Source organism: Paenibacillus curdlanolyticus YK9 (assembly GCF_000179615.1).
Classification (GTDB): Bacteria; Bacillota; Bacilli; order Paenibacillales; family Paenibacillaceae; genus Paenibacillus_T; species Paenibacillus_T curdlanolyticus.
The window spans coordinates 1-17,222 of record NZ_AEDD01000003.1; the positions used below are offsets into that span (position 1 = coordinate 1).

Below are 17,222 nucleotides of genomic sequence, written 5' to 3' on the forward strand. Positions count from 1 at the left end.
TACTATATCAAATGGGAGGGCAGATTTCTATGCCCTATTCCGGCGCTTGGGCCCGCCGCGGGCGGATAGGGCAGATTTCGATGCCCTATTCCGGCGCTTGGGCCCGTTGCGGGCGGATAGGGCACTTTTCTATGCCCTATTCCGGCGCTTGGGCCCGCCGCGGGCGGATAGGGCACTTTTCTATGCCCTATTCCGGCGCTTGGGCCCGCCGCGGGCGGATAGGGCAGATTTCTATGCCCTATTCCGGCGCTTGGGCCCGCCGCGGGCGGATAGGGCAGATTTCTATGCCCTATTCCAGCGCTTGGGCCCGTTGCGGGCGGATAGGGCATTTTTCTACGCCCTATTCCGGCGCTTGGGCCCGCCGCGGGCGGATAGGGCATTTTTCTATGCCCTATTCCGGCGCTTGGGCCCGCCGCGGGCGGATAGGGCATTTTTCTATGCCCTATTCCGGCGCTTGGGCCCGCTGAGGGCGGATAGGGCAGATTTCGATGCCCTATTCCAGCGCTTGGGCCCGCCGCGGGCGGATAGGGCAGATTTCTATGCCCTATTCCGGCGCTTGGGCCCGCTGAGGGCGGATAGGGCAGATTTCTATGCCCTATTCCAGCGCTTGGCCTCGCCGCGGGCGGATAGGGCACGCTGCACCTTCTCCTGCCCTATCCCCTTACGGCAGATGCGCCAAACCGCTCCGGCCGAAACGCGTCGATGGACACGCCCGTCCTCGCACCGTCCAGCAGATCGCCCACGATCTTCGCCGTCCCGGGGCTGAGCAATATGCCGTTCCGGTAATGGCCGGCCGCGAGGATGATTTCCGGTTTGCCAGCCAGCACGCCAAGCAGCGGCTGCCCGTCTCGCGTCGCGGGCCTTAACCCCGCCCAACGGCGAACCGTTTCGCGGCCCGTCAGGATCGGCAGCGTCCGATCCGTCGCGCGGATCAGCCGATCGATTCCTCGATCGGTGACCGTCGTATCGAAGCCCGCGACGTCTTCCGAAGCGCCGCAAACGACGGTTCCGTCGCATTTGCCAACCCAATACGCCTGATTCGAAAACACCATATGGCGCACCTCGCCAGCAGCGGAATCGAACGCGCAGATTTGACCGCGAATCGGATGCACGTCCAGCTTCAAGCCCAATGCTTCTTCATAAGCGCCCGACCATGCGCCAGCGCATACGACGAGCCGATCTCCCTCGAACCGGTCACCAGCCGCTGTTACGAGGGCAACGCCTGCTGCCGAGCCATGCAAAACTTGCTCGATCGCTCCAGCATGCGCAACGAGCCGTACCCCAAGCCTTCTGCATGCTTCAAACAACGCAGCCACCAGCTTCGGAGCGAATACATGGCTCTCCGCCGGGCTATACAAGCCCGCTACAGCTCTGGCAGTCACATTCGGCTCCAACCTGCGCAGCGCCTCGCCCTCCACGATCTCGGCTTGGGCGCCAAAATGATTTTGCCAAATAAGCCGTGTCTGCATCGGGAGCAAATCCGCTTCATGGAATGCCACGTTCAGGCTGCCTGTGCGCAGCCACTCGACATGGTCGCCGGAGCCCTGCTCCACCGCTTCGACCCACTCCGCATATTGCCGCAGGCTGTATTCGCACAGATGGAAGAAAGCATCCGGCTGCTCGGTATTTTCCGAATACGGAGCCAGCATGCCCGCCGCCGCGCCTGAAGCCTGCCCGCCGAATCCGCCGGGCTCGACAACCGTCACGCGCTTGCCTCGCCGCGCTGCCTCGAAGGCGCAGGACAAGCCGATAATGCCGCCGCCGGCAATTAGGACATGCTCGGCCATGCTTGCGCTCCTTCTCCAGCTTGCCGCTCAAACATGTTGCCCTCCAGGTCGCTGCTGGCGGACGCATACTTTTTACGCGGAATGCGTCCGGCCAAATACGACAGGCGTCCTCCTTCAATCGCCAGCCGCACCGCGCGCGCCATCGCGACCGGGTCCTTCGCCTTCGCGATTGGCGTATTCATCAGCACAGCGGAAGCGCCCAGCTCCATCGCCTGCGCCGCATCTGCCGCGGAGCCAAGGCCCGCGTCTACGATGATCGGCACCTTCGCTTCCTCAACGATCAGTCCCAGATGATACGGGTTCAGAATGCCCAGTCCCGTTCCAATCGGAGCGCCGCCCGGCATAACAGCCGCTGCGCCCGCTTCCTCCAACCGCTTGCACAGTATCGGGTCATCCGACGTATACGGCAGCACGTGAAAGCCCTCCCGAACGAGCAGCTCCGTCGCCTTCAGCGTCTCGATCGGGTCGGGCAGCAGCGTCCGCGGATTCGCGCTTATCTCGACTTTGATCCAATTGCCCAGTCCAGCTGCACGCGCTAAACGCGCAATACGGACTGCCTCATCGGCTTGGTTCGCTCCAGACGTGTTCGGCAAGTAGACGAGCTCCCGATCCGTCATATGCTGGAGAATCGAGTCGTCCTCCACCTCGTCCAGGTTGATCCGCCGCACGGCGAAGGTTACAACCTCCGCGCCTGAAGCCTCTAGCGCCTGTTGAAGCACGAACGGGCTTGGAAACCGCCCCGTTCCGAGCAGCAGCCGTGAGCCTAACGTCGTGCCTCCGATTACGAGCGGGTCTTGTTGTATGCCAGCCATGCGTTAACCTCCCCCTACAAAATGAACAAGCTCAACCGCGGCGCCATCGCGAATTGGCGTCCGCTCCCAAGCAGCCCGTTCCACAATTTCGCCGTCCAGCTCGACGACCATGCGCCGATTTTCCAGCCCATGCTCCCTGACAAGCTCGAGCACCGAGCGAGCCGCCGTTCGCGTCGCTTTGCCATTTACGTTCACGCTCACAATCACACTGCCCTCTGCGGCGAAGAAAGCTCTCCCCGCGATACGCGCTGTGTCCGCTGCGGCTATCCATTCCTTGAACGAGCGACATACTGCCGCGGGGTCAGGCGCGCCGACCACGGCGGAAACCGCGCACACTCTCGTTGCGCCCGCAGCCAGAACGGTATCGACATTATCAAGCGTAATGCCCCCGATCGCGACGAAAGGAATCTTCACGGACGCAGCCGCTTCCGTAACGTAGTTCGTTGTGACCGCAGCTTTGCCGGGCTTCGTTCCCGTCGGATAAACAGGGCCAACGCCGATATAATCGGCGCCCCCCGCCTGCGCAGTTAAGGCGTGCAAAAGCTGGTGCGTCGAAATGCCGATGATCGCATCCTGCCCCAGCCGCTCCCGCGCCTCTGCAAGCGACCGATCATCCTGTCCCAAATGGACGCCGTCCGCCCCAACCTCCAGCGCAATATCGATGTAATCGTTAATAATAAGCGGCACGCCGTACCGCTTCGTCAGCTCCCGCAGGACGCGCGCCTGCTCTAGCAGCTCGCGCTGACTAGCGGTTTTATCGCGAAGCTGTATGATATCCGCGCCGCCGATCAGCGTCTGCTCCATGACATCAGCCAACGTCCGCCCGGGGTGATAGTTGGCGCCTGTAATGACATACAAGCGAATCCCCTCATGAAAACGCGATTGTCGTTCTGTCATCATTTCCGTTGCTCCCCTCCTGCACTCGCATATGCTCCCCTTGCCAAATACGCTTGGCACAACCGCACAGCCTCCTCGACATCCGGCGTGCCCTGCACGATGACGCGCCCGTCCGGGAACAGCACCAACCGCTGCCCCTCCGGCACCAACGCCCGAATGAGGTACGGATTGATCGTCAATTGGCAGCCGCGCTGCGCCAAATCCGCCTTGATACGATCCATGCTGATCGCATATCCCAGCGTCACTTGGACGGAATCCCGCCCGCACATCGCCGCTGCCGCAAAAGGCGCGCTGCCGCCGCGATCCGCAGCGGCGCTTGCCGCTGTCCGCTGCGTGCCGCAGCACGGACAGCTCTGCCGCGCAGCCGGCAGCTTCGCTTCGCGGACGCGGAACGTCCACACGTCCGCGCTTACCCATGTGCCGCGCATAGCGTCGCGATTGCCGCTCAACCATTTGAGCGCCTCAGCCGCCTGCAGCGCGGCAACGAACTCGACCGCCGGCGAGATAACGCCGACGGTATCGCAGGTGTCGGCAGCGGCATCGCCTTCCTCCGAGTCCGAGCCGCCGCCGATCAAGCAGCGCAGGCACGCCGTGCTGCCCGGCACGAGCGATGCGCTCATGCCCTCCGATGCGGTCACCCCGCCATAAATAAGCGGGATGCCTCGCTGGAAGCAGGCATCGCTCAGCACCAGCCGCGATGCCGCGTTGTCGGTGCCATCGAGCACAAGATCGATGCCCGCCAGCAAGCCGCCAACATTATGCGCCGTTACATCGGCGACATGCGCGTCGATCGTAATCTCGCTGTTGATGCGCTGCAGCTTTGCTGCCGCTGCAACCGCCTTGGGCATCGCGCTGCGCGCATCCTCCTCGTCGAACAGCATTTGCCGCTGCAAATTGCTAGGCTCGACAAAGTCGCGATCGGCGATTCGTACGACGCCGACGCCTGCTCGCGCCATATGCTGCGCGAGCGAGGCGCCTAGCGCACCCGTCCCGACGATCAGAACGCTGGAAGCGCCGAGCTGCGTCTGTCCAGCCGAGCCGATCGGCCCGAACCGCATCTGACGAGAATAGCGCTCCGCCGTATCCAGCGGCAGCGCCTCCTCCTTAGGCATAGATCGTGCCGCCCTGCGTTTTGAACGACTCCGCTTTCTCCTTCATGCCCGCCTCAATCGCTTCCTCGGTCTCCAAGCCGTGCTCCGCTGCATAATCGCGAATGTCCTGCGTAATGCGCATGCTGCAAAACTTCGGTCCGCACATCGAGCAGAAATGCGCCGTCTTTGCCGCTTCAGCCGGCAGCGTCTCATCGTGATACGACATCGCCCGTTCCGGATCGAGCGAGAGATGGAACTGGTCGCGCCAGCGGAACTCGAACCGCGCCTTGGAAAGCGCATTGTCGCGAATTTGCGCGCGCGGATGGCCCTTGGCGAGATCGGCAGCATGCGCGGCGATTTTGTAAGCGATGACGCCTTCGCGCACATCCTCCTTGTTCGGCAAGCCCAGATGCTCCTTCGGCGTCACGTAGCACAGCATCGCCGTACCGAACCAGCCGATCATCGCCGCTCCGATCGCCGAAGTGATATGGTCATAGCCCGGCGCGATGTCCGTCGTCAGCGGCCCGAGCGTATAGAACGGCGCTTCATGGCAAATTTCCATTTGCTTATCGACGTTCTCCTTGATCATGTGCAGCGGGACATGGCCTGGTCCTTCGATCATGACCTGCACGTCATGCTTCCAAGCGATCTTCGTCAATTCGCCGAGCGTCTCCAGCTCCGCGAACTGCGCTGCATCATTAGCGTCGGCAATGGAACCGGGACGCAAGCCGTCGCCGAGCGAGAAGGTCACATCGTACTTTTTCATAATCTCGCAAATCTCTTCAAAATGCGTATACAGGAAGTTTTCCTTGTGATGCGCGAGGCACCAAGCTGCCATGATGGACCCGCCGCGAGAAACGATGCCCGTCACCCGCTTCGCCGTCAGCGGCACATAACGGAGCAGCACGCCCGCATGAATCGTAAAGTAATCCACGCCTTGTTCCGCCTGCTCGATCAGCGTATCGCGGAACACTTCCCAGCTCAGGTCCTCGGCAACGCCGTTCACCTTCTCAAGCGCTTGATAGATCGGCACCGTGCCGACGGGAACAGGCGAGTTGCGAATAATCCATTCCCGCGTCGTGTGAATGTTTTTGCCTGTGGACAGGTCCATAATCGTGTCCGCGCCCCAACGGGTCGCCCACGTCATCTTCTCAACCTCTTCCTCGATGGACGAGGCTACCGCCGAATTGCCGATGTTCGCATTGATTTTGACGTGAAAATGACGTCCGATAATCATCGGCTCGCATTCCGGGTGGTTGATGTTCGCGGGAATAACCGCCCGGCCCTCCGCTACCTCTTGGCAAACAAACGCAGGCTCCATGCCTTCGCGAATCGCGATATATTCCATCTCCGGCGTAATGATGCCCTGTCTGGCATAATGCATCTGGCTCACATTGCCGCCCGACTTGGCGCGCAGCGGCTTGCGGGACAAGCCCGGGAACAGCTCCGCGCCCTTCTCTGCGGCACGCTCCGCATTCAAAAATCCATTATCCTCCGGCTTCACTTCGCGGCCGTCATAGCTCTCTGAATCCGCACGCTCAGCAATCCATGCGCCGCGGACGGACGGCAGCCCTTCGCGGATGTCCGCTTCATAGGCTGGATCGGTATAAGGGCCGCTCGGATCATAGACGCGAACCGGCTCGTTGGGCATCTCCACTTCACGGATGACGCTTGGCTCCAGCGCAATCTCTCTCATCGGTACGCGCAGGTCCTCCCGCGATCCGGTTACATATACTTTGCGGCTGCCTGGCAGCGGCGTAGATAATACTGGCATAATAAAAAACCTCCTCAAGGAATGTAGGAATTCCCTAGGAGGCGCTCAGCTTATAGAATCATCGAACTGTATCGCAAACAGAACAAGCTGGAGCACACCGCTCCCGCTATCCCCTTTACGTCCGTCTTCCTTCGTCGGTTCGGCTTAAACAAATAAACCGCTCCCGGCGAAGGGAGCGGTGAAAAGGCGCCGTCGATCGCAGAGACCGTCGAGCAGCAGCCATTCGTGCTCCTCGTCTGCGCATTGCCTGTCGCCATATGGAGCCTCGAAGCATCCATAATGACGGCCTCAGCATGCAGCAGCTGTCCCGCGTAACGTTCTGTACGCACAATCCCACTTTCCTACGCTGGCATAACCCAGATCAGGTTCAAAGGGACCAAAGCTTGCGCTTTATCTCAGCCCATACAGGCGCCCCTAGTGGATTTCCTGAACAAACTATACCGTTGTTCGTTCAGGCGTGTCAATCTTCTTTTTTCCAAAATGCAGCTACGGCTCGCTCGGTTGCCCCCCGATCATGAGGCCGGTCGCCCGTGCGTATCGATCCGCCGATGCTTGCCATGTAAAGTACGTTTCCGCTTTCTCGCGGCTTCGCCGCCCCATTCGCTGCCGCAGTTGATCGTCTGCGAGCAGCTGGTCTAATTTCGCCAACAGCTCTTGCTGCAAACGAGCCGGATCAGCAAGAAAGCCGGTTTCGCCGTCCTGCACGACCTCGCCAATCCCGCCAATACGCGCTGCAACGACCGGGACGCCCGAAGCCATCGCCTCTACGTTGACCAGCCCAAACGCCTCGCGCCTGATTGAAGGAACGACGACGACATCCGCCCCCAGCAGCCAATCCGGCACCTCATGGTACGGCACGTACGGCACGAATCGAATCCGATTGCCCATGGGCTTCGCCATCGCCTTCAATCGCTTCGAATAAGCCGTCATCCGATGCGAGCCATACCCGGCGCTGCCTACGATGACCAGCATCGCGCCCGGATGCCTCGCAGCAAGCTGCGGCATCAGCTTGATAAGATGATGCACGCCTTTGAGCGGGATCAGCCTGCCAAGGAACAGCACGACCTTCCGCCCCGTCCAGCCTTTCCCTTGACGGAGCCGTTCCCGGCGGGCAGCTCCTTCTGGGGAATGCATGGATCGAAACCGCTCCGTGTCGACGCCCAGATGGACGACGGCAATTTTCGACGCAGCCTCCGGCGCCTTCGATGCTACGATATCGCGCAAATAATAGCTGTTTACGATAATTTTCTCCGCGGTTCGCAGGCTCCGCCTCAATTGTTGAATGCCGATATAAGAAGGCTGAATATAGGTCGAGGAATGGAGATTGAGCCACAATCGGGCGTTCGGGTGCTTCCGCTTTAGCGCAAGCAGCATGCGCGGGCGATTTTCCACCTCGATCACGTCAGGCTGAAAACCCGTCAATGCGCGGCCCACCAGCCGTGTATACGTCGCTTTGCTTGCAGCCGGATAACGCTCGCACATGACGCCGTTCCAGCGCCCCTTGCGCGGGAGCCCCTTGGCGGTTCGGCCATAGATTCGCGTTTCCGCCGTTCCGGGCAGCCGAGGGACGATCTGCTCCACTACCCGCTCGACCGAGCTGCTTTGGGCTGAGGGCAGCGGGTACGCCCCCGGCGTTACGAATGCGATTTTGAGCGGACGGGACATCAGCCCTAGCCTCCTCCTGCCGCGCCTGCCAGCACGGCTATGCTACACCAGCATACGCGGCAAGCAAGGCGTTGGCGACGCCGCCTGTCAGGATTCGGGCTTATTCGTATTGCGCGAAATAAACGCAGGCGTCCCGAGCCTAGCGATCCAATGGAGAGTCAAATACGCCGTGCAGATCAGCATAGCCGGGCTAAGCAGAATGCTGTGAATTTCAGTCATAAACACCGTGTCGTTGCGAATCGTTCGAAACGTCGCTGCGCCAAGAACGGAGGACGCAACAACTAACGAAACCGCTGCAGCCCCATCCGCCAGCCGAGCCGCGAGACGGCTCATGCCATGAATCCATCCGATTAGTACAGCCCCCGCAATGGCAAGCAAGCCAATGACCCATTCCATATCTTTTAACGCTCCCTATAAGCATGTCATTTTAATTAGTAGCATCTTCGATTGCAGGCCCGTTTATTACGGCTTCATCGTCTTCGGTATATTTTTTTGGACAAAGCGAATATATAGCCAATAGGTATTTATTAAAGGAGGCTTTCGCCGATGCCGAAGTCCCGTTATCGCCTGCTCAACATCGCGATGCTAATCGTTATGCTCGTTGTAAACTTTCTTGCGGAACGGCTGCCAATCGGCGGCGTAACGACGGGCGAGGTTTCCGCGCAATACCCGACGCTGGTTACGCCAGCAAACTATGCGTTTAGCATTTGGACGCTCATTTATGCGCTATTGATCGGGTTTGCGATTTATCAAACGACGCCGGTTGGCGCAGGCAAGCCGGCCATCCGAGCGATCGGCCCATGGTTCGCCGTTACCTGCGGATTGAACGCTGCCTGGCTGCTGCTCTGGCATCATTACAAAATCACCAGCAGCGCCTATGTAATGCTCGCTCTCCTGCTGTCGCTCGTTTACCTCTATGTGCGAACAAGACTCGCTGGAGGAGAGCCAACGTTCGGAGAGCGTCTCTTCGTCCATCTTCCCTTCAGCCTTTATTTCGGATGGATCAGCGTGGCGTCGATGGTCAATTTTTCCGTCGTATTATCCATTCGCGTCAGCGGCTGGCACAGCTTGGAGGTAAGCCAGACAGCATGGGCTATCGGACTCCTTCTCTTCGCAGTTATCCTCGGCTATCTTGTCGGCTGGCTGTTCCGCGATCCGGTCTATCCGCTTGTCATCGCATGGGGACTAACCGCCATCGCTATCAAGCAGCATGCCACCCATTCAGTCGCTATTGTGGCGATAATAGGCGCAATTGCGACGGCGCTGCTAGCATTCGGGATATTCGCTGGACGCGTTCGCAAACGTACCTAGCAGGATTCATATTGATTTGTCGCCTCGGATGTGGCACACTAATTCGGAGATAATCGTAGCTTTTGCAGAAGAAAGGACGTGAAGGGACCGGCATGTGGACTTGGTTGTTTCGCGCCATGACGGAATTAACATCCCGCAAATCTATTTCACGGCTGACCGGCGGCTTCGCACAATCCGCTGTAAGTCGCAAGCTTATCCCGCGCTTCGCCAAAATGTATAACATTAAGGTCGAAGAAGCCGAGAAGCCGTTACATCAATATGCAACGTTGAATGAATTTTTCACCCGCCGCCTGAAGCCGGGCATGCGGGCAATCGATCAAGATCCGGCAGGACTCGCCAGCCCGGTCGACGCGCTTATTACCGGCTGCGGCCCGATTGAAGCAGGCACGATCCTGAACGTGAAGGGACAAGATTACACGATCGAAGAGCTGCTTAATCGTTCCCCGCGCACCGAGAACTACAAGCATGGCTACTATGCAGTCCTCTATTTGAGCCCGACCGACTACCATCGCATTCATGTTCCGGTCGATGGGATCGCAGAGGAACGCGAGCATATTCCCGGCAAAGTATATCCCGTTAATGAGTTCGGGCTTCGCCATATGCGCCGCGTGCTCAGCCGCAACGAGCGGTTAGTCACCTACATACGCCACAATGCGGGCGAAGTCGCGGTCGTCAAGGTCGGCGCCATGAACGTCAGCAGCATCCGTTATGTTGAGCCTCAGACACGAGAGATGGTCAAAGGCGCGGATCTTGCTTACTTCGAATTCGGCTCAACGGTCGTCCTGCTTACCGAGGACGATACTTTCATCCCTCGCTCGGACTTAAAGGTCGGCTTGCGCGTGAAGATGGGCGAGAAGCTCGGCCAGCTGCGCTCTAACTAGAGCCAAGCTAATTAACGAGCGTGCCGCACTGCTGTGACAAAACCCTGATGGGCTCCGTACAACCGGAGCGCTATCGGGGTTTTCGTTTACTTATGCAAGCTATGCTCGCTATCGCCCTAAACCTAACTTGCTGCAACACGCCAGCCATCCAGCCGCCCCTCTCAACGTCGCCCCGTTGCAGTTCATGCAACGAAAAACCATCGTTTGCTCCCGCACACCCTCTCCCGTTGCATTCCGTACAATCGTACACGCTCATCAGCCGCTTTTGAGACCAATTTAGCAGTTGCAAGACAATTCCCGTTGCACAGTTTGCAACGCGAATTGCTGTCTGCCTCGCTCGTCATGCAGCCGTTGCACGTTCTGCAACGGGACGAACTAAACAGCCGTGTTTGGCGTTTCATCGAATCATCGATCTAGGCATTTCACTCAGAGCCGCTGCTTTTTCGCGATAGGCCGCTCACACAGGGCCCCAGACTCCGCGCGCGCGCGCAAAAAAACAACCCGTCAGCGAATTTCTGACGGGTTGCGTCCGGTATATTGCTTAAATTGCCGGCTGAAGAAGAAGATATCCCGATAGCCCAGCGCGTCTGCGACCTCGGTGACATTCATCCCCGCATGCGCGAGCAGATGCTGCGCACGCTCGATTCGGGTACGGATCATATACGTTTGTACAGACTGCCCGATGAACTCCTTGAACTTGATGGAAAAATACCGCGGCGACAGCTGCGCGCGCATCGCCAAATCCTCGACCCGATGCGGGACGCCGGGATGCTGCCGAATATAGTTGGCGATTTCATGAATCGCTTCTGTTAGCTGATTGCTTGCCTTTTTCTCTAACGCTGGCTCCCGATCGGCGCGCAGCAGATGAATCATCATCTGGTTCAGCAGCAGCCTTGCCTCTTCCTCCGCCGCAAACGTCTTCACAAGGAACAGCCGCACGTATCGAGACAGCATGTACTCAAAATCAACCGTTTCATCCAGCACCCGATACCGATTCGGCACGAATGCAGTCGACCCGTTCACATCGAAGTGAATGTACGTCAGCACGAGCGGCCTTTGCGGATTATGGGTCGCACTTGTAAAATCGCCCGGCCTGAATAAAAAACAGCTGCCCGGACCTACCTCGTAGGAGGCCCCGTTGAGCTCCAATTCACCTTCGCCACTCCACACATAGAATAGATCGTAATTCGCCATCGGTTTCTCCCGCTTTTGCCATTTCCAGCCTGGCTCGCAGACGATCTTGGCAAACGCGGACAGCAATACGAACGATGACGGTGCTACATCCAGCATATCGCCCCTCCGCTTCCGTCTCTGCCCATTTGCAGTCATCTTACCGCAGACAAATTTTTTTTACAATGAGAATGGCTCTTGATCTTCAAAAAATGTTATAATAGCACCCGAAAGCTTACATGAGAGCTCACATTGTGCGCATAGACGAATTATTCGGAAGGATGGAAAGAATCCATGAATCAACTTGCTCAGCAATTGAACGAAACGTTGGAGCGCGAGAACGCCCACGTATACGCCATGCTGTCGAATCTCGGCCGAGGAATCTATTTCCCGAAGGTAGGCATCTTGAGCCAGTCAGCTGAGGCAAAAGCAAAAGCCAAAAAATTCAATGCCACGATCGGCATCGCGATTGAGAACGGTCAACCGATGCATCTCAACGTTATCCAAGAAACCTTGTCCGCTTACGATCCTAAGGACATTTATGAATATGCGCCGCCTGCCGGCAAACCAGAGCTTCGCAGCGCTTGGCGCACGAAGATGATCAAAGAAAACCCTTCGATCGAAGGCAAAGGCTTCGGCACGCCAATCGTAACGAACGCGCTGACGCACGGGCTCAGCATCGTGTCCGACCTGTTCGCAGATGCTGGCGACGCTGTCGTTATTCCGAATAAAAACTGGGAAAACTACGAGCTCACCTTCGGCGTTCGCCGCGGTGCTGAAATCGTTGAATACGAACTGTACAACAGCGAAAACCGCTTCAACAGCGCAGGCTTGCGCGAGGCGCTGCTCGCACAGAAGGGCAAAGGCAAAGCGATCGTCATTCTGAACTTCCCGAACAACCCGACGGGCTACACGCCTGACGCGCAAGAAGGCGATGAAATCGTTGCCGTCATTCGCGAAGCGGCGGAAGCTGGCATTAACGTCGTCGCGGTAACGGACGATGCATACTTCGGCCTGTTCTTCGAGGATTCCGTTCATGAATCGCTGTTCGGCAAGCTCGCCGGCCTTCATGAGCGCGTGCTGACGGTCAAAGTGGACGGCGCTACGAAGGAAGAATACGTATGGGGCTTCCGCGTAGGCTTCATTACGTACGCATCGGCTTCCGAAGCGCTGCTCGCCGCATTGGAGCAAAAAACGCTCGGCATCATTCGCGCCACGATTTCCAGCGGCCCGCATCCGTCGCAAACGTTCGTGCTGCGCGCCCTGCAATCGCCAGAATTCGAAGCGCAAAAAGCGGAGAAATACGATATTATGAAACGCCGCGCCAATCGCGTCAAAGAGCTTCTCGATAGCGGACGCTATGGCGATGTATGGGACTACTACCCGTTCAACTCGGGCTACTTTATGTGCCTGAAGCTGACGAAGGTTTCGGCGGAGGACGTTCGCCAGCGCCTGCTTAGCGAATACGGCGTCGGTACGATTGCCTTGGGCGATACGGACCTTCGCGTCGCATTCTCGTGCATCGAAGAAGGCGATCTGGAAGAGCTCTACGATACGATTTTCAAAGCAGTGAACGATGTACTAAACGCATAATTCGCATCATCAAAGTCGAAGTCATGAGATGTCATGCCTTCGGCTTTTTTTATATTTGGAAAGGAAGTGTTCGCTAACTTTGCCTCGATACCTATTAACTGACCTTGACGGCACGCTGCTCACCTCCGATGCCCAGCTTTCCGATTACACGGTTCGCGTCATCAATAATGCACTTGAGAATGGCGACTGCATCAGCTTCGCAACAGCCCGCAGCTATCAGAGCTCGATGGCCGTCACCTCCCGAATCCTTTGGCGCTATCCACTCGTTCTATATAATGGGAGCCTGCTCTTCGATCCTGTGAATCGCCAAGTGCTCGGCGGGCATTGGCTGGCGAATGAGACGACGAATGCGATCATCGCGCTCGGCCGCGAGATGGCGCTCGTTCCTCTTCTGTTTGCCTTGGATGATACGGATCGCGAACGCGTGCTGCATGAACGGTTAACGCGGGAAGGCGATCAACGGTTTTACGCAAGCCGCCCAGGCGACCCTCGCTTCACAGAGGTGGAGCAGCTCTCATGCCTTCCCTCCTATCGAACGCTAATCGTGACCTACATTGGGCTGCGCGAGGAGCTTGAGCCATTGTTCCACGCCATTACGGGCCGATACGGCGCCGCGGTGCATGTTCATTTTATGCGGGATACGTACATCGACAATCATTACTTCCTTGAAGTCTCTCATCCGCTAGCCAATAAGGAGCACGGGATGCGCCTATGGTGCGAGCATGTGGGCTGCCTGCCAGAGGACGTGACCGTATTCGGCGACAATCTGAACGATATTGGGCTGTTCAAACGAGCGGGCACCCGACTAGCCGTATCAGGCGCGCATCGCGAGCTTAAGCTAATGGCAAGCCGCATAATTGGCAGCAATGATGAGGATGGCGTCGCCAAAGAAATCGAAGCTTTATATTTGTGAACCAAAAGGAGACTTTGCGATGATTACTTATTCCACTGAAAAACCGGTCACGGCTCAGCAGCTATCCGAAGTGTTCGAGCGCTCCTCGATTAAACGACCTTACACGGATCTCGAACGTCTGCAAAAGATGATTGACCACGCTGACCTCATCGTGTCCGCTTGGGACGGCGAACGCCTTGTCGGCATTGCGCGCGCCTTGACCGACTATTCGTACTGCTGCTACCTCTCGGATCTGGCCGTCGATCTCGGCTACCAGAAGAGCGGAATCGGCTCAGTGCTCGTCGATCACGTTAAAGCGCTAATCGGCGAGCAATGCTCGCTCGTACTGATTTCCGCGCCTGGCGCAGTCGATTATTATCCGAAGCTCGGCTTCACCCTTTCGGACAAAGCTTATCTCATCCCGCGCAGCCGCTAGTATGAAGCGACGACTGGCACAATTTATACGATTTGGCTGGATTCAAGCCATTTCCTGCATGTTCGCTGTCGTCATTTTCGGCGCGATGGCAGTAACCAAATATATGCCGATTCCCTTCATTCCGCGTTATGATGCGATCCTGCTTATCTGCATCGTGATGCAGGGGCTTCTCCTCTGGACGAAGCAAGAGACGCTCGATGAATGCAAGGTCATCATCGTGTTCCACCTCATCGGACTCGCGCTGGAGCTGTATAAAGTACAGATGGGCTCATGGTCTTATCCGGACGAAGGCTGGACCAAAATCGGCGGCGTTCCGCTGTATAGCGGATTTATGTACTCGAGCATTGCGAGCTATATATGCCAAGCCTGGCGCAGGTTCGATATTGCCGTCAGCGGCTGGCCGCCCGTCTGGATGGGCATCAGCTTGTCGGTCGCGATCTACGCGAACTTTTTTACCCATCATTATCTATTCGATGTGCGATACTTCCTAATGCTCGCGCTGCTGCCCGTGTTTGGGCGTTCGACCTTCACCTACAAGATCAATGGGCAAACGTACCGAATGCACGTGATTCTCAGCTTTCTCTTGATCGCCTTCTTTATCTGGATCGCGGAAAATATATCGACCTTCATGGGTGCATGGGCGTATCCCGATCAGGAGAGCGTGTGGCGACTTGTTCATCTCGGCAAGCTCGGCTCCTGGTTTTTACTTGTCATTATTTCCATCATCATCATAACGGAGCTCAAGCGCTTCAAGGGGAAAGAGCAAATTTGCGTTACTTAACCAGTGTGGTAGAATCAACCTAAATGAACCAAAACCAAGGAGGTTACGCTATGATGAAGGATCTTATTCAGAAGGCAGTATCACTCGGATTAGGTGCAGCGGTAGCATCCAAGGAGCAAGCGGAGAAGCTGGTCGAGGAGCTTGTGAACAAGGGCGAGGTCAGCAAATCCGACTCCAAGCAGCTGGTTGAGGATCTCGTCCGCAAAGGGCAAGAAGCGCAGGCGTCCATCGATGCGCGGCTCAAGGATTACGTGCGAAGCGCATTGCATGAAGCCCATCTGACGACGCGTGACGAATATGTCCAGCTTCAGCAGCAGGTTGCCGCTCTGACGTCCCGCGTAGCCGAGCTTGAAGCTGCCGTCGCTCAGCACCAGCCTTCGCCAGCCTTGGACAAAGCGGCGAGCGACGCTCCCGACGCGCCTGCTGCCTCGACGGAAGAGCAATGATCGGGCTGAATCGCCGAATTCGGCATTTGCAGCGATATCGGGACATCGCCAAGGCGTTCGTCCGCAACGGATTCGGTTATCTCGTGAAGGAGCTGGGGCTTGCGGAGCGCATTCCGCTGCCCGGGCTCCGCTCCAGCGTACGCCGTGACACCGGGTCCAAGACGACCGGTGAACGCGTACGCTTGTTTCTTGAGGAGCTTGGGCCAACTTTTATCAAAATCGGCCAAATTGCCAGCACGCGCCCTGACCTGCTTCCCGCTGACATCATCGAAGAGCTCGTAAAGCTTCAGGATCATGTGCCGCCTATCCCCTTCCAGGAAGCGGCTGCTGTGCTCGAATCCGAGCTCGGCGCATCCATCATCGAGCTATTCTCCGAATTCGAGGAGCAGCCCATCGCTGCTGCTTCGATCGGACAGGTTCATCTTGCCAAGCTGCCGGATGGCAGGCCGGTCGCGGTAAAGATTCAGCGGCCGAACATTCGGGAGCGTATCGAAACCGATCTCGAGATTCTCGAGCAGCTGTCCCGGATGGCTGAGCATCGGCTCGAATGGGCTGCGCGGTATCAGCTGCGCGATATGGTCAATGAGCTTGCCCACTCGCTGCGCGCGGAGCTGGATTATACGATTGAAGGCCGAAATGCCGAACGAATGGCCAAGCCGCTGGAACGGGATAAGCATGTGCATATTCCGGCCATCTATTGGGATTATTCGAGCCGACGCGTGCTGACGATGGAGTTTCTGTCAGGGTGCAAGGTGACCGATCTGGACGGGCTCTCGCAATTAGGCTTCTCGCCAAAACAGATCGCGGAGCGCGTGACGACGATGCTGTTTCGTCAAATTTTCGACGAAGGCCTTTTTCACGCAGATCCGCATCCGGGCAACCTCGTCATTATGAGCAACGGCGTTGTTGGCCTGCTCGACTTCGGCATGGTCGGCCGGCTGACGCCTGCAATGAAGCAGCATTTCGGATCGCTTATCATCTCGCTAAGGCGGAACAGCACAAGCGGCATCATTCGGGCGATCGAAGCGATGGGTGCCATCCCCGAGGAAACCGATATGCGCAAGCTCCGAGACGACATCGATCTGCTGCGCGACAAATATTACGATGTACCGCTGAGCCAAGTGAGCCTTGGCGAGTCCGTCACCGATCTATTCGCCGTCGCTTATGCGCATCGTATTCGCATTCCTTCCGACTTCACGCTGCTTGGCAAAACGCTGCTGACGCTCGAGGGCGTCGTGTCTGCATTGGACGCCACCTTCAGCATCGTCGACGTCGCGGAGCCGTTCGGGCGCAGGCTGTTTTTGGACCGGCTTCATCCGCGCTCCTTCGCAGATCAGGCGCTTCGCCATGTCGGCGAATATGCCGACCTAATCGCCGACTTGCCGGATAAGCTGCGCGATATCACGAACATGCTGCGCAAAGGAAAGCTCCGGCACGATATATCCGTACCGGAGCTAGACACGTTTCTGAAAAAGATGGATCGCGTCGGCAACCGCCTCTCCTTCAGCATCGTATTGCTGTCGTTCAGCATAATTATGGTTGGCCTTATTGTCGGCTCCTCCCTCGGGCGCCAATCGACGTTCATCTGGCAGTTCCCCGTCATTGAGATCGGCTTCGGCATTGCCACGCTAATGTTTGTTTTCCTCTTATATGCCATCTTCCGATCGGGCCGATTCTAACGGTTCG

The 17,222-nt window shown here is 57.5% G+C and carries 17 protein-coding genes and 1 riboswitch; of the genes, 8 read left to right on the plus strand and 9 right to left on the minus strand.

Going from position 1 to position 17,222, the window contains the following annotated elements; all coding sequences use genetic code 11:
• Window positions 1–653 precede the first annotated feature (653 nt).
• The 8 genes from thiO to PAECUDRAFT_RS05820 form a co-directional block, all read right to left on the minus strand.
• Complete coding sequence (gene thiO / locus PAECUDRAFT_RS05785) at window positions 654–1,787, minus strand: glycine oxidase ThiO (protein WP_006037186.1); 1,134 nt, start codon at window positions 1,785–1,787, stop codon at window positions 654–656.
• Entirely contained in the window at window positions 1,769–2,599 is an 831-nt protein-coding gene (locus tag PAECUDRAFT_RS05790; protein ID WP_006037187.1) for a thiazole synthase, read from the minus strand. The genes thiO and PAECUDRAFT_RS05790 overlap by 19 nt, the downstream gene beginning before the upstream one ends.
• A 3-nt stretch (window positions 2,600–2,602) precedes the next feature.
• Window positions 2,603–3,499 (minus strand): thiamine phosphate synthase, encoded by an 897-nt coding sequence (thiE, locus tag PAECUDRAFT_RS05795; RefSeq protein ID WP_006037188.1) that lies wholly within the window; start codon window positions 3,497–3,499, stop codon window positions 2,603–2,605.
• A complete protein-coding gene (locus PAECUDRAFT_RS05800) occupies window positions 3,496–4,608 on the minus strand; it encodes a ThiF family adenylyltransferase (protein WP_006037189.1) in 1,113 nt (370 codons plus the stop codon). The genes thiE and PAECUDRAFT_RS05800 overlap by 4 nt, the downstream gene beginning before the upstream one ends.
• Window positions 4,601–6,361 (minus strand): phosphomethylpyrimidine synthase ThiC, encoded by a 1,761-nt coding sequence (gene thiC, locus PAECUDRAFT_RS05805; protein ID WP_006037190.1) that lies wholly within the window; start codon window positions 6,359–6,361, stop codon window positions 4,601–4,603. The genes PAECUDRAFT_RS05800 and thiC overlap by 8 nt, the downstream gene beginning before the upstream one ends.
• A 50-nt stretch (window positions 6,362–6,411) precedes the next feature.
• Window positions 6,412–6,690, minus strand: a complete 279-nt coding sequence (locus PAECUDRAFT_RS25630; RefSeq protein ID WP_006037191.1) for a hypothetical protein — start codon at window positions 6,688–6,690, stop codon at window positions 6,412–6,414.
• Window positions 6,683–6,787, minus strand: a riboswitch (TPP riboswitch). (Overlaps the previous gene by 8 nt.)
• Before the next feature lie 60 nt (window positions 6,788–6,847).
• Entirely contained in the window at window positions 6,848–8,026 is a 1,179-nt protein-coding gene (locus PAECUDRAFT_RS05815) for a glycosyltransferase family 4 protein (protein WP_006037192.1), read from the minus strand.
• Between the two features lie 87 nt (window positions 8,027–8,113).
• Window positions 8,114–8,422: a hypothetical protein gene (locus PAECUDRAFT_RS05820; protein ID WP_006037193.1), complete on the minus strand. Its 309-nt coding sequence runs from the start codon at window positions 8,420–8,422 to the stop codon at window positions 8,114–8,116.
• 150 nt (window positions 8,423–8,572) lie between these two features.
• On the opposite strand from PAECUDRAFT_RS05820, the gene PAECUDRAFT_RS05825 reads away from it, so the two are divergent.
• The gene (locus PAECUDRAFT_RS05825) at window positions 8,573–9,337 is read left to right on the plus strand and encodes a tryptophan-rich sensory protein (protein ID WP_006037194.1); all 765 of its coding nucleotides are present in this window, start codon (window positions 8,573–8,575) and stop codon (window positions 9,335–9,337) included.
• Between the two features lie 92 nt (window positions 9,338–9,429).
• The gene (asd, locus tag PAECUDRAFT_RS05830) at window positions 9,430–10,218 is read left to right on the plus strand and encodes an archaetidylserine decarboxylase (RefSeq protein ID WP_006037195.1); all 789 of its coding nucleotides are present in this window, start codon (window positions 9,430–9,432) and stop codon (window positions 10,216–10,218) included.
• A 504-nt stretch (window positions 10,219–10,722) separates the two neighbouring features.
• Here the strand turns inward: asd and PAECUDRAFT_RS05835 are convergent.
• A complete protein-coding gene (locus PAECUDRAFT_RS05835; protein ID WP_006037196.1) occupies window positions 10,723–11,508 on the minus strand; it encodes a helix-turn-helix domain-containing protein in 786 nt (261 codons plus the stop codon).
• A 174-nt stretch (window positions 11,509–11,682) separates the two neighbouring features.
• Here PAECUDRAFT_RS05835 and PAECUDRAFT_RS05840 point away from each other — a divergent pair, with 174 nt between their 5' ends.
• From PAECUDRAFT_RS05840 to PAECUDRAFT_RS05865, 6 genes are all read left to right on the plus strand, one after another.
• Complete coding sequence (locus PAECUDRAFT_RS05840) at window positions 11,683–12,981, plus strand: aminotransferase class I/II-fold pyridoxal phosphate-dependent enzyme (RefSeq protein ID WP_006037197.1); 1,299 nt, start codon at window positions 11,683–11,685, stop codon at window positions 12,979–12,981.
• A 79-nt stretch (window positions 12,982–13,060) separates the two neighbouring features.
• The gene (locus PAECUDRAFT_RS05845; RefSeq protein ID WP_006037198.1) at window positions 13,061–13,894 is read left to right on the plus strand and encodes an HAD-IIB family hydrolase; all 834 of its coding nucleotides are present in this window, start codon (window positions 13,061–13,063) and stop codon (window positions 13,892–13,894) included.
• Between the two features lie 19 nt (window positions 13,895–13,913).
• Window positions 13,914–14,309, plus strand: a complete 396-nt coding sequence (locus PAECUDRAFT_RS05850; protein WP_006037199.1) for a GNAT family N-acetyltransferase — start codon at window positions 13,914–13,916, stop codon at window positions 14,307–14,309.
• A gap of 1 nt (window position 14,310) precedes the next feature.
• Window positions 14,311–15,090, plus strand: a complete 780-nt coding sequence (locus tag PAECUDRAFT_RS05855; protein ID WP_040711761.1) for a DUF817 domain-containing protein — start codon at window positions 14,311–14,313, stop codon at window positions 15,088–15,090.
• A gap of 50 nt (window positions 15,091–15,140) precedes the next feature.
• Window positions 15,141–15,536, plus strand: coding sequence for a phasin family protein (locus PAECUDRAFT_RS05860; protein ID WP_199558732.1), 396 nt, complete (start codon window positions 15,141–15,143; stop codon window positions 15,534–15,536).
• Entirely contained in the window at window positions 15,533–17,215 is a 1,683-nt protein-coding gene (locus tag PAECUDRAFT_RS05865) for an ABC1 kinase family protein (RefSeq protein WP_006037202.1), read from the plus strand. Before PAECUDRAFT_RS05860 ends, PAECUDRAFT_RS05865 begins: the two co-directional genes overlap by 4 nt.
• The last annotated feature ends 7 nt before the right edge of the window (window positions 17,216–17,222 follow it).

Excerpts from the sequence above, each read along its gene's own strand:
- PAECUDRAFT_RS05815 (WP_006037192.1), bottom strand. The coding sequence starts at position 8,026 with ATGTCCCGTCCGCTCAAAATCGCATTCGTAACGCCGGGGGCGTACCCG.
- thiE (WP_006037188.1), bottom strand. The coding sequence starts at position 3,499 with ATGATGACAGAACGACAATCGCGTTTTCATGAGGGGATTCGCTTGTAT.
- PAECUDRAFT_RS05820 (WP_006037193.1), bottom strand. The coding sequence starts at position 8,422 with ATGGAATGGGTCATTGGCTTGCTTGCCATTGCGGGGGCTGTACTAATC.
- PAECUDRAFT_RS05800 (WP_006037189.1), bottom strand. The coding sequence starts at position 4,608 with ATGCCTAAGGAGGAGGCGCTGCCGCTGGATACGGCGGAGCGCTATTCT.
- PAECUDRAFT_RS05855 (WP_040711761.1), top strand. The coding sequence starts at position 14,311 with ATGAAGCGACGACTGGCACAATTTATACGATTTGGCTGGATTCAAGCC.
- thiO (WP_006037186.1), bottom strand. The coding sequence starts at position 1,787 with ATGGCCGAGCATGTCCTAATTGCCGGCGGCGGCATTATCGGCTTGTCC.
- PAECUDRAFT_RS05790 (WP_006037187.1), bottom strand. The coding sequence starts at position 2,599 with ATGGCTGGCATACAACAAGACCCGCTCGTAATCGGAGGCACGACGTTA.
- PAECUDRAFT_RS05840 (WP_006037197.1), top strand. The coding sequence starts at position 11,683 with ATGAATCAACTTGCTCAGCAATTGAACGAAACGTTGGAGCGCGAGAAC.
- thiC (WP_006037190.1), bottom strand. The coding sequence starts at position 6,361 with ATGCCAGTATTATCTACGCCGCTGCCAGGCAGCCGCAAAGTATATGTA.
- asd (WP_006037195.1), top strand. The coding sequence starts at position 9,430 with ATGTGGACTTGGTTGTTTCGCGCCATGACGGAATTAACATCCCGCAAA.
- PAECUDRAFT_RS05865 (WP_006037202.1), top strand. The coding sequence starts at position 15,533 with ATGATCGGGCTGAATCGCCGAATTCGGCATTTGCAGCGATATCGGGAC.
- PAECUDRAFT_RS05860 (WP_199558732.1), top strand. The coding sequence starts at position 15,141 with ATGATGAAGGATCTTATTCAGAAGGCAGTATCACTCGGATTAGGTGCA.
- PAECUDRAFT_RS05835 (WP_006037196.1), bottom strand. The coding sequence starts at position 11,508 with ATGCTGGATGTAGCACCGTCATCGTTCGTATTGCTGTCCGCGTTTGCC.
- PAECUDRAFT_RS05825 (WP_006037194.1), top strand. The coding sequence starts at position 8,573 with ATGCCGAAGTCCCGTTATCGCCTGCTCAACATCGCGATGCTAATCGTT.
- PAECUDRAFT_RS05850 (WP_006037199.1), top strand. The coding sequence starts at position 13,914 with ATGATTACTTATTCCACTGAAAAACCGGTCACGGCTCAGCAGCTATCC.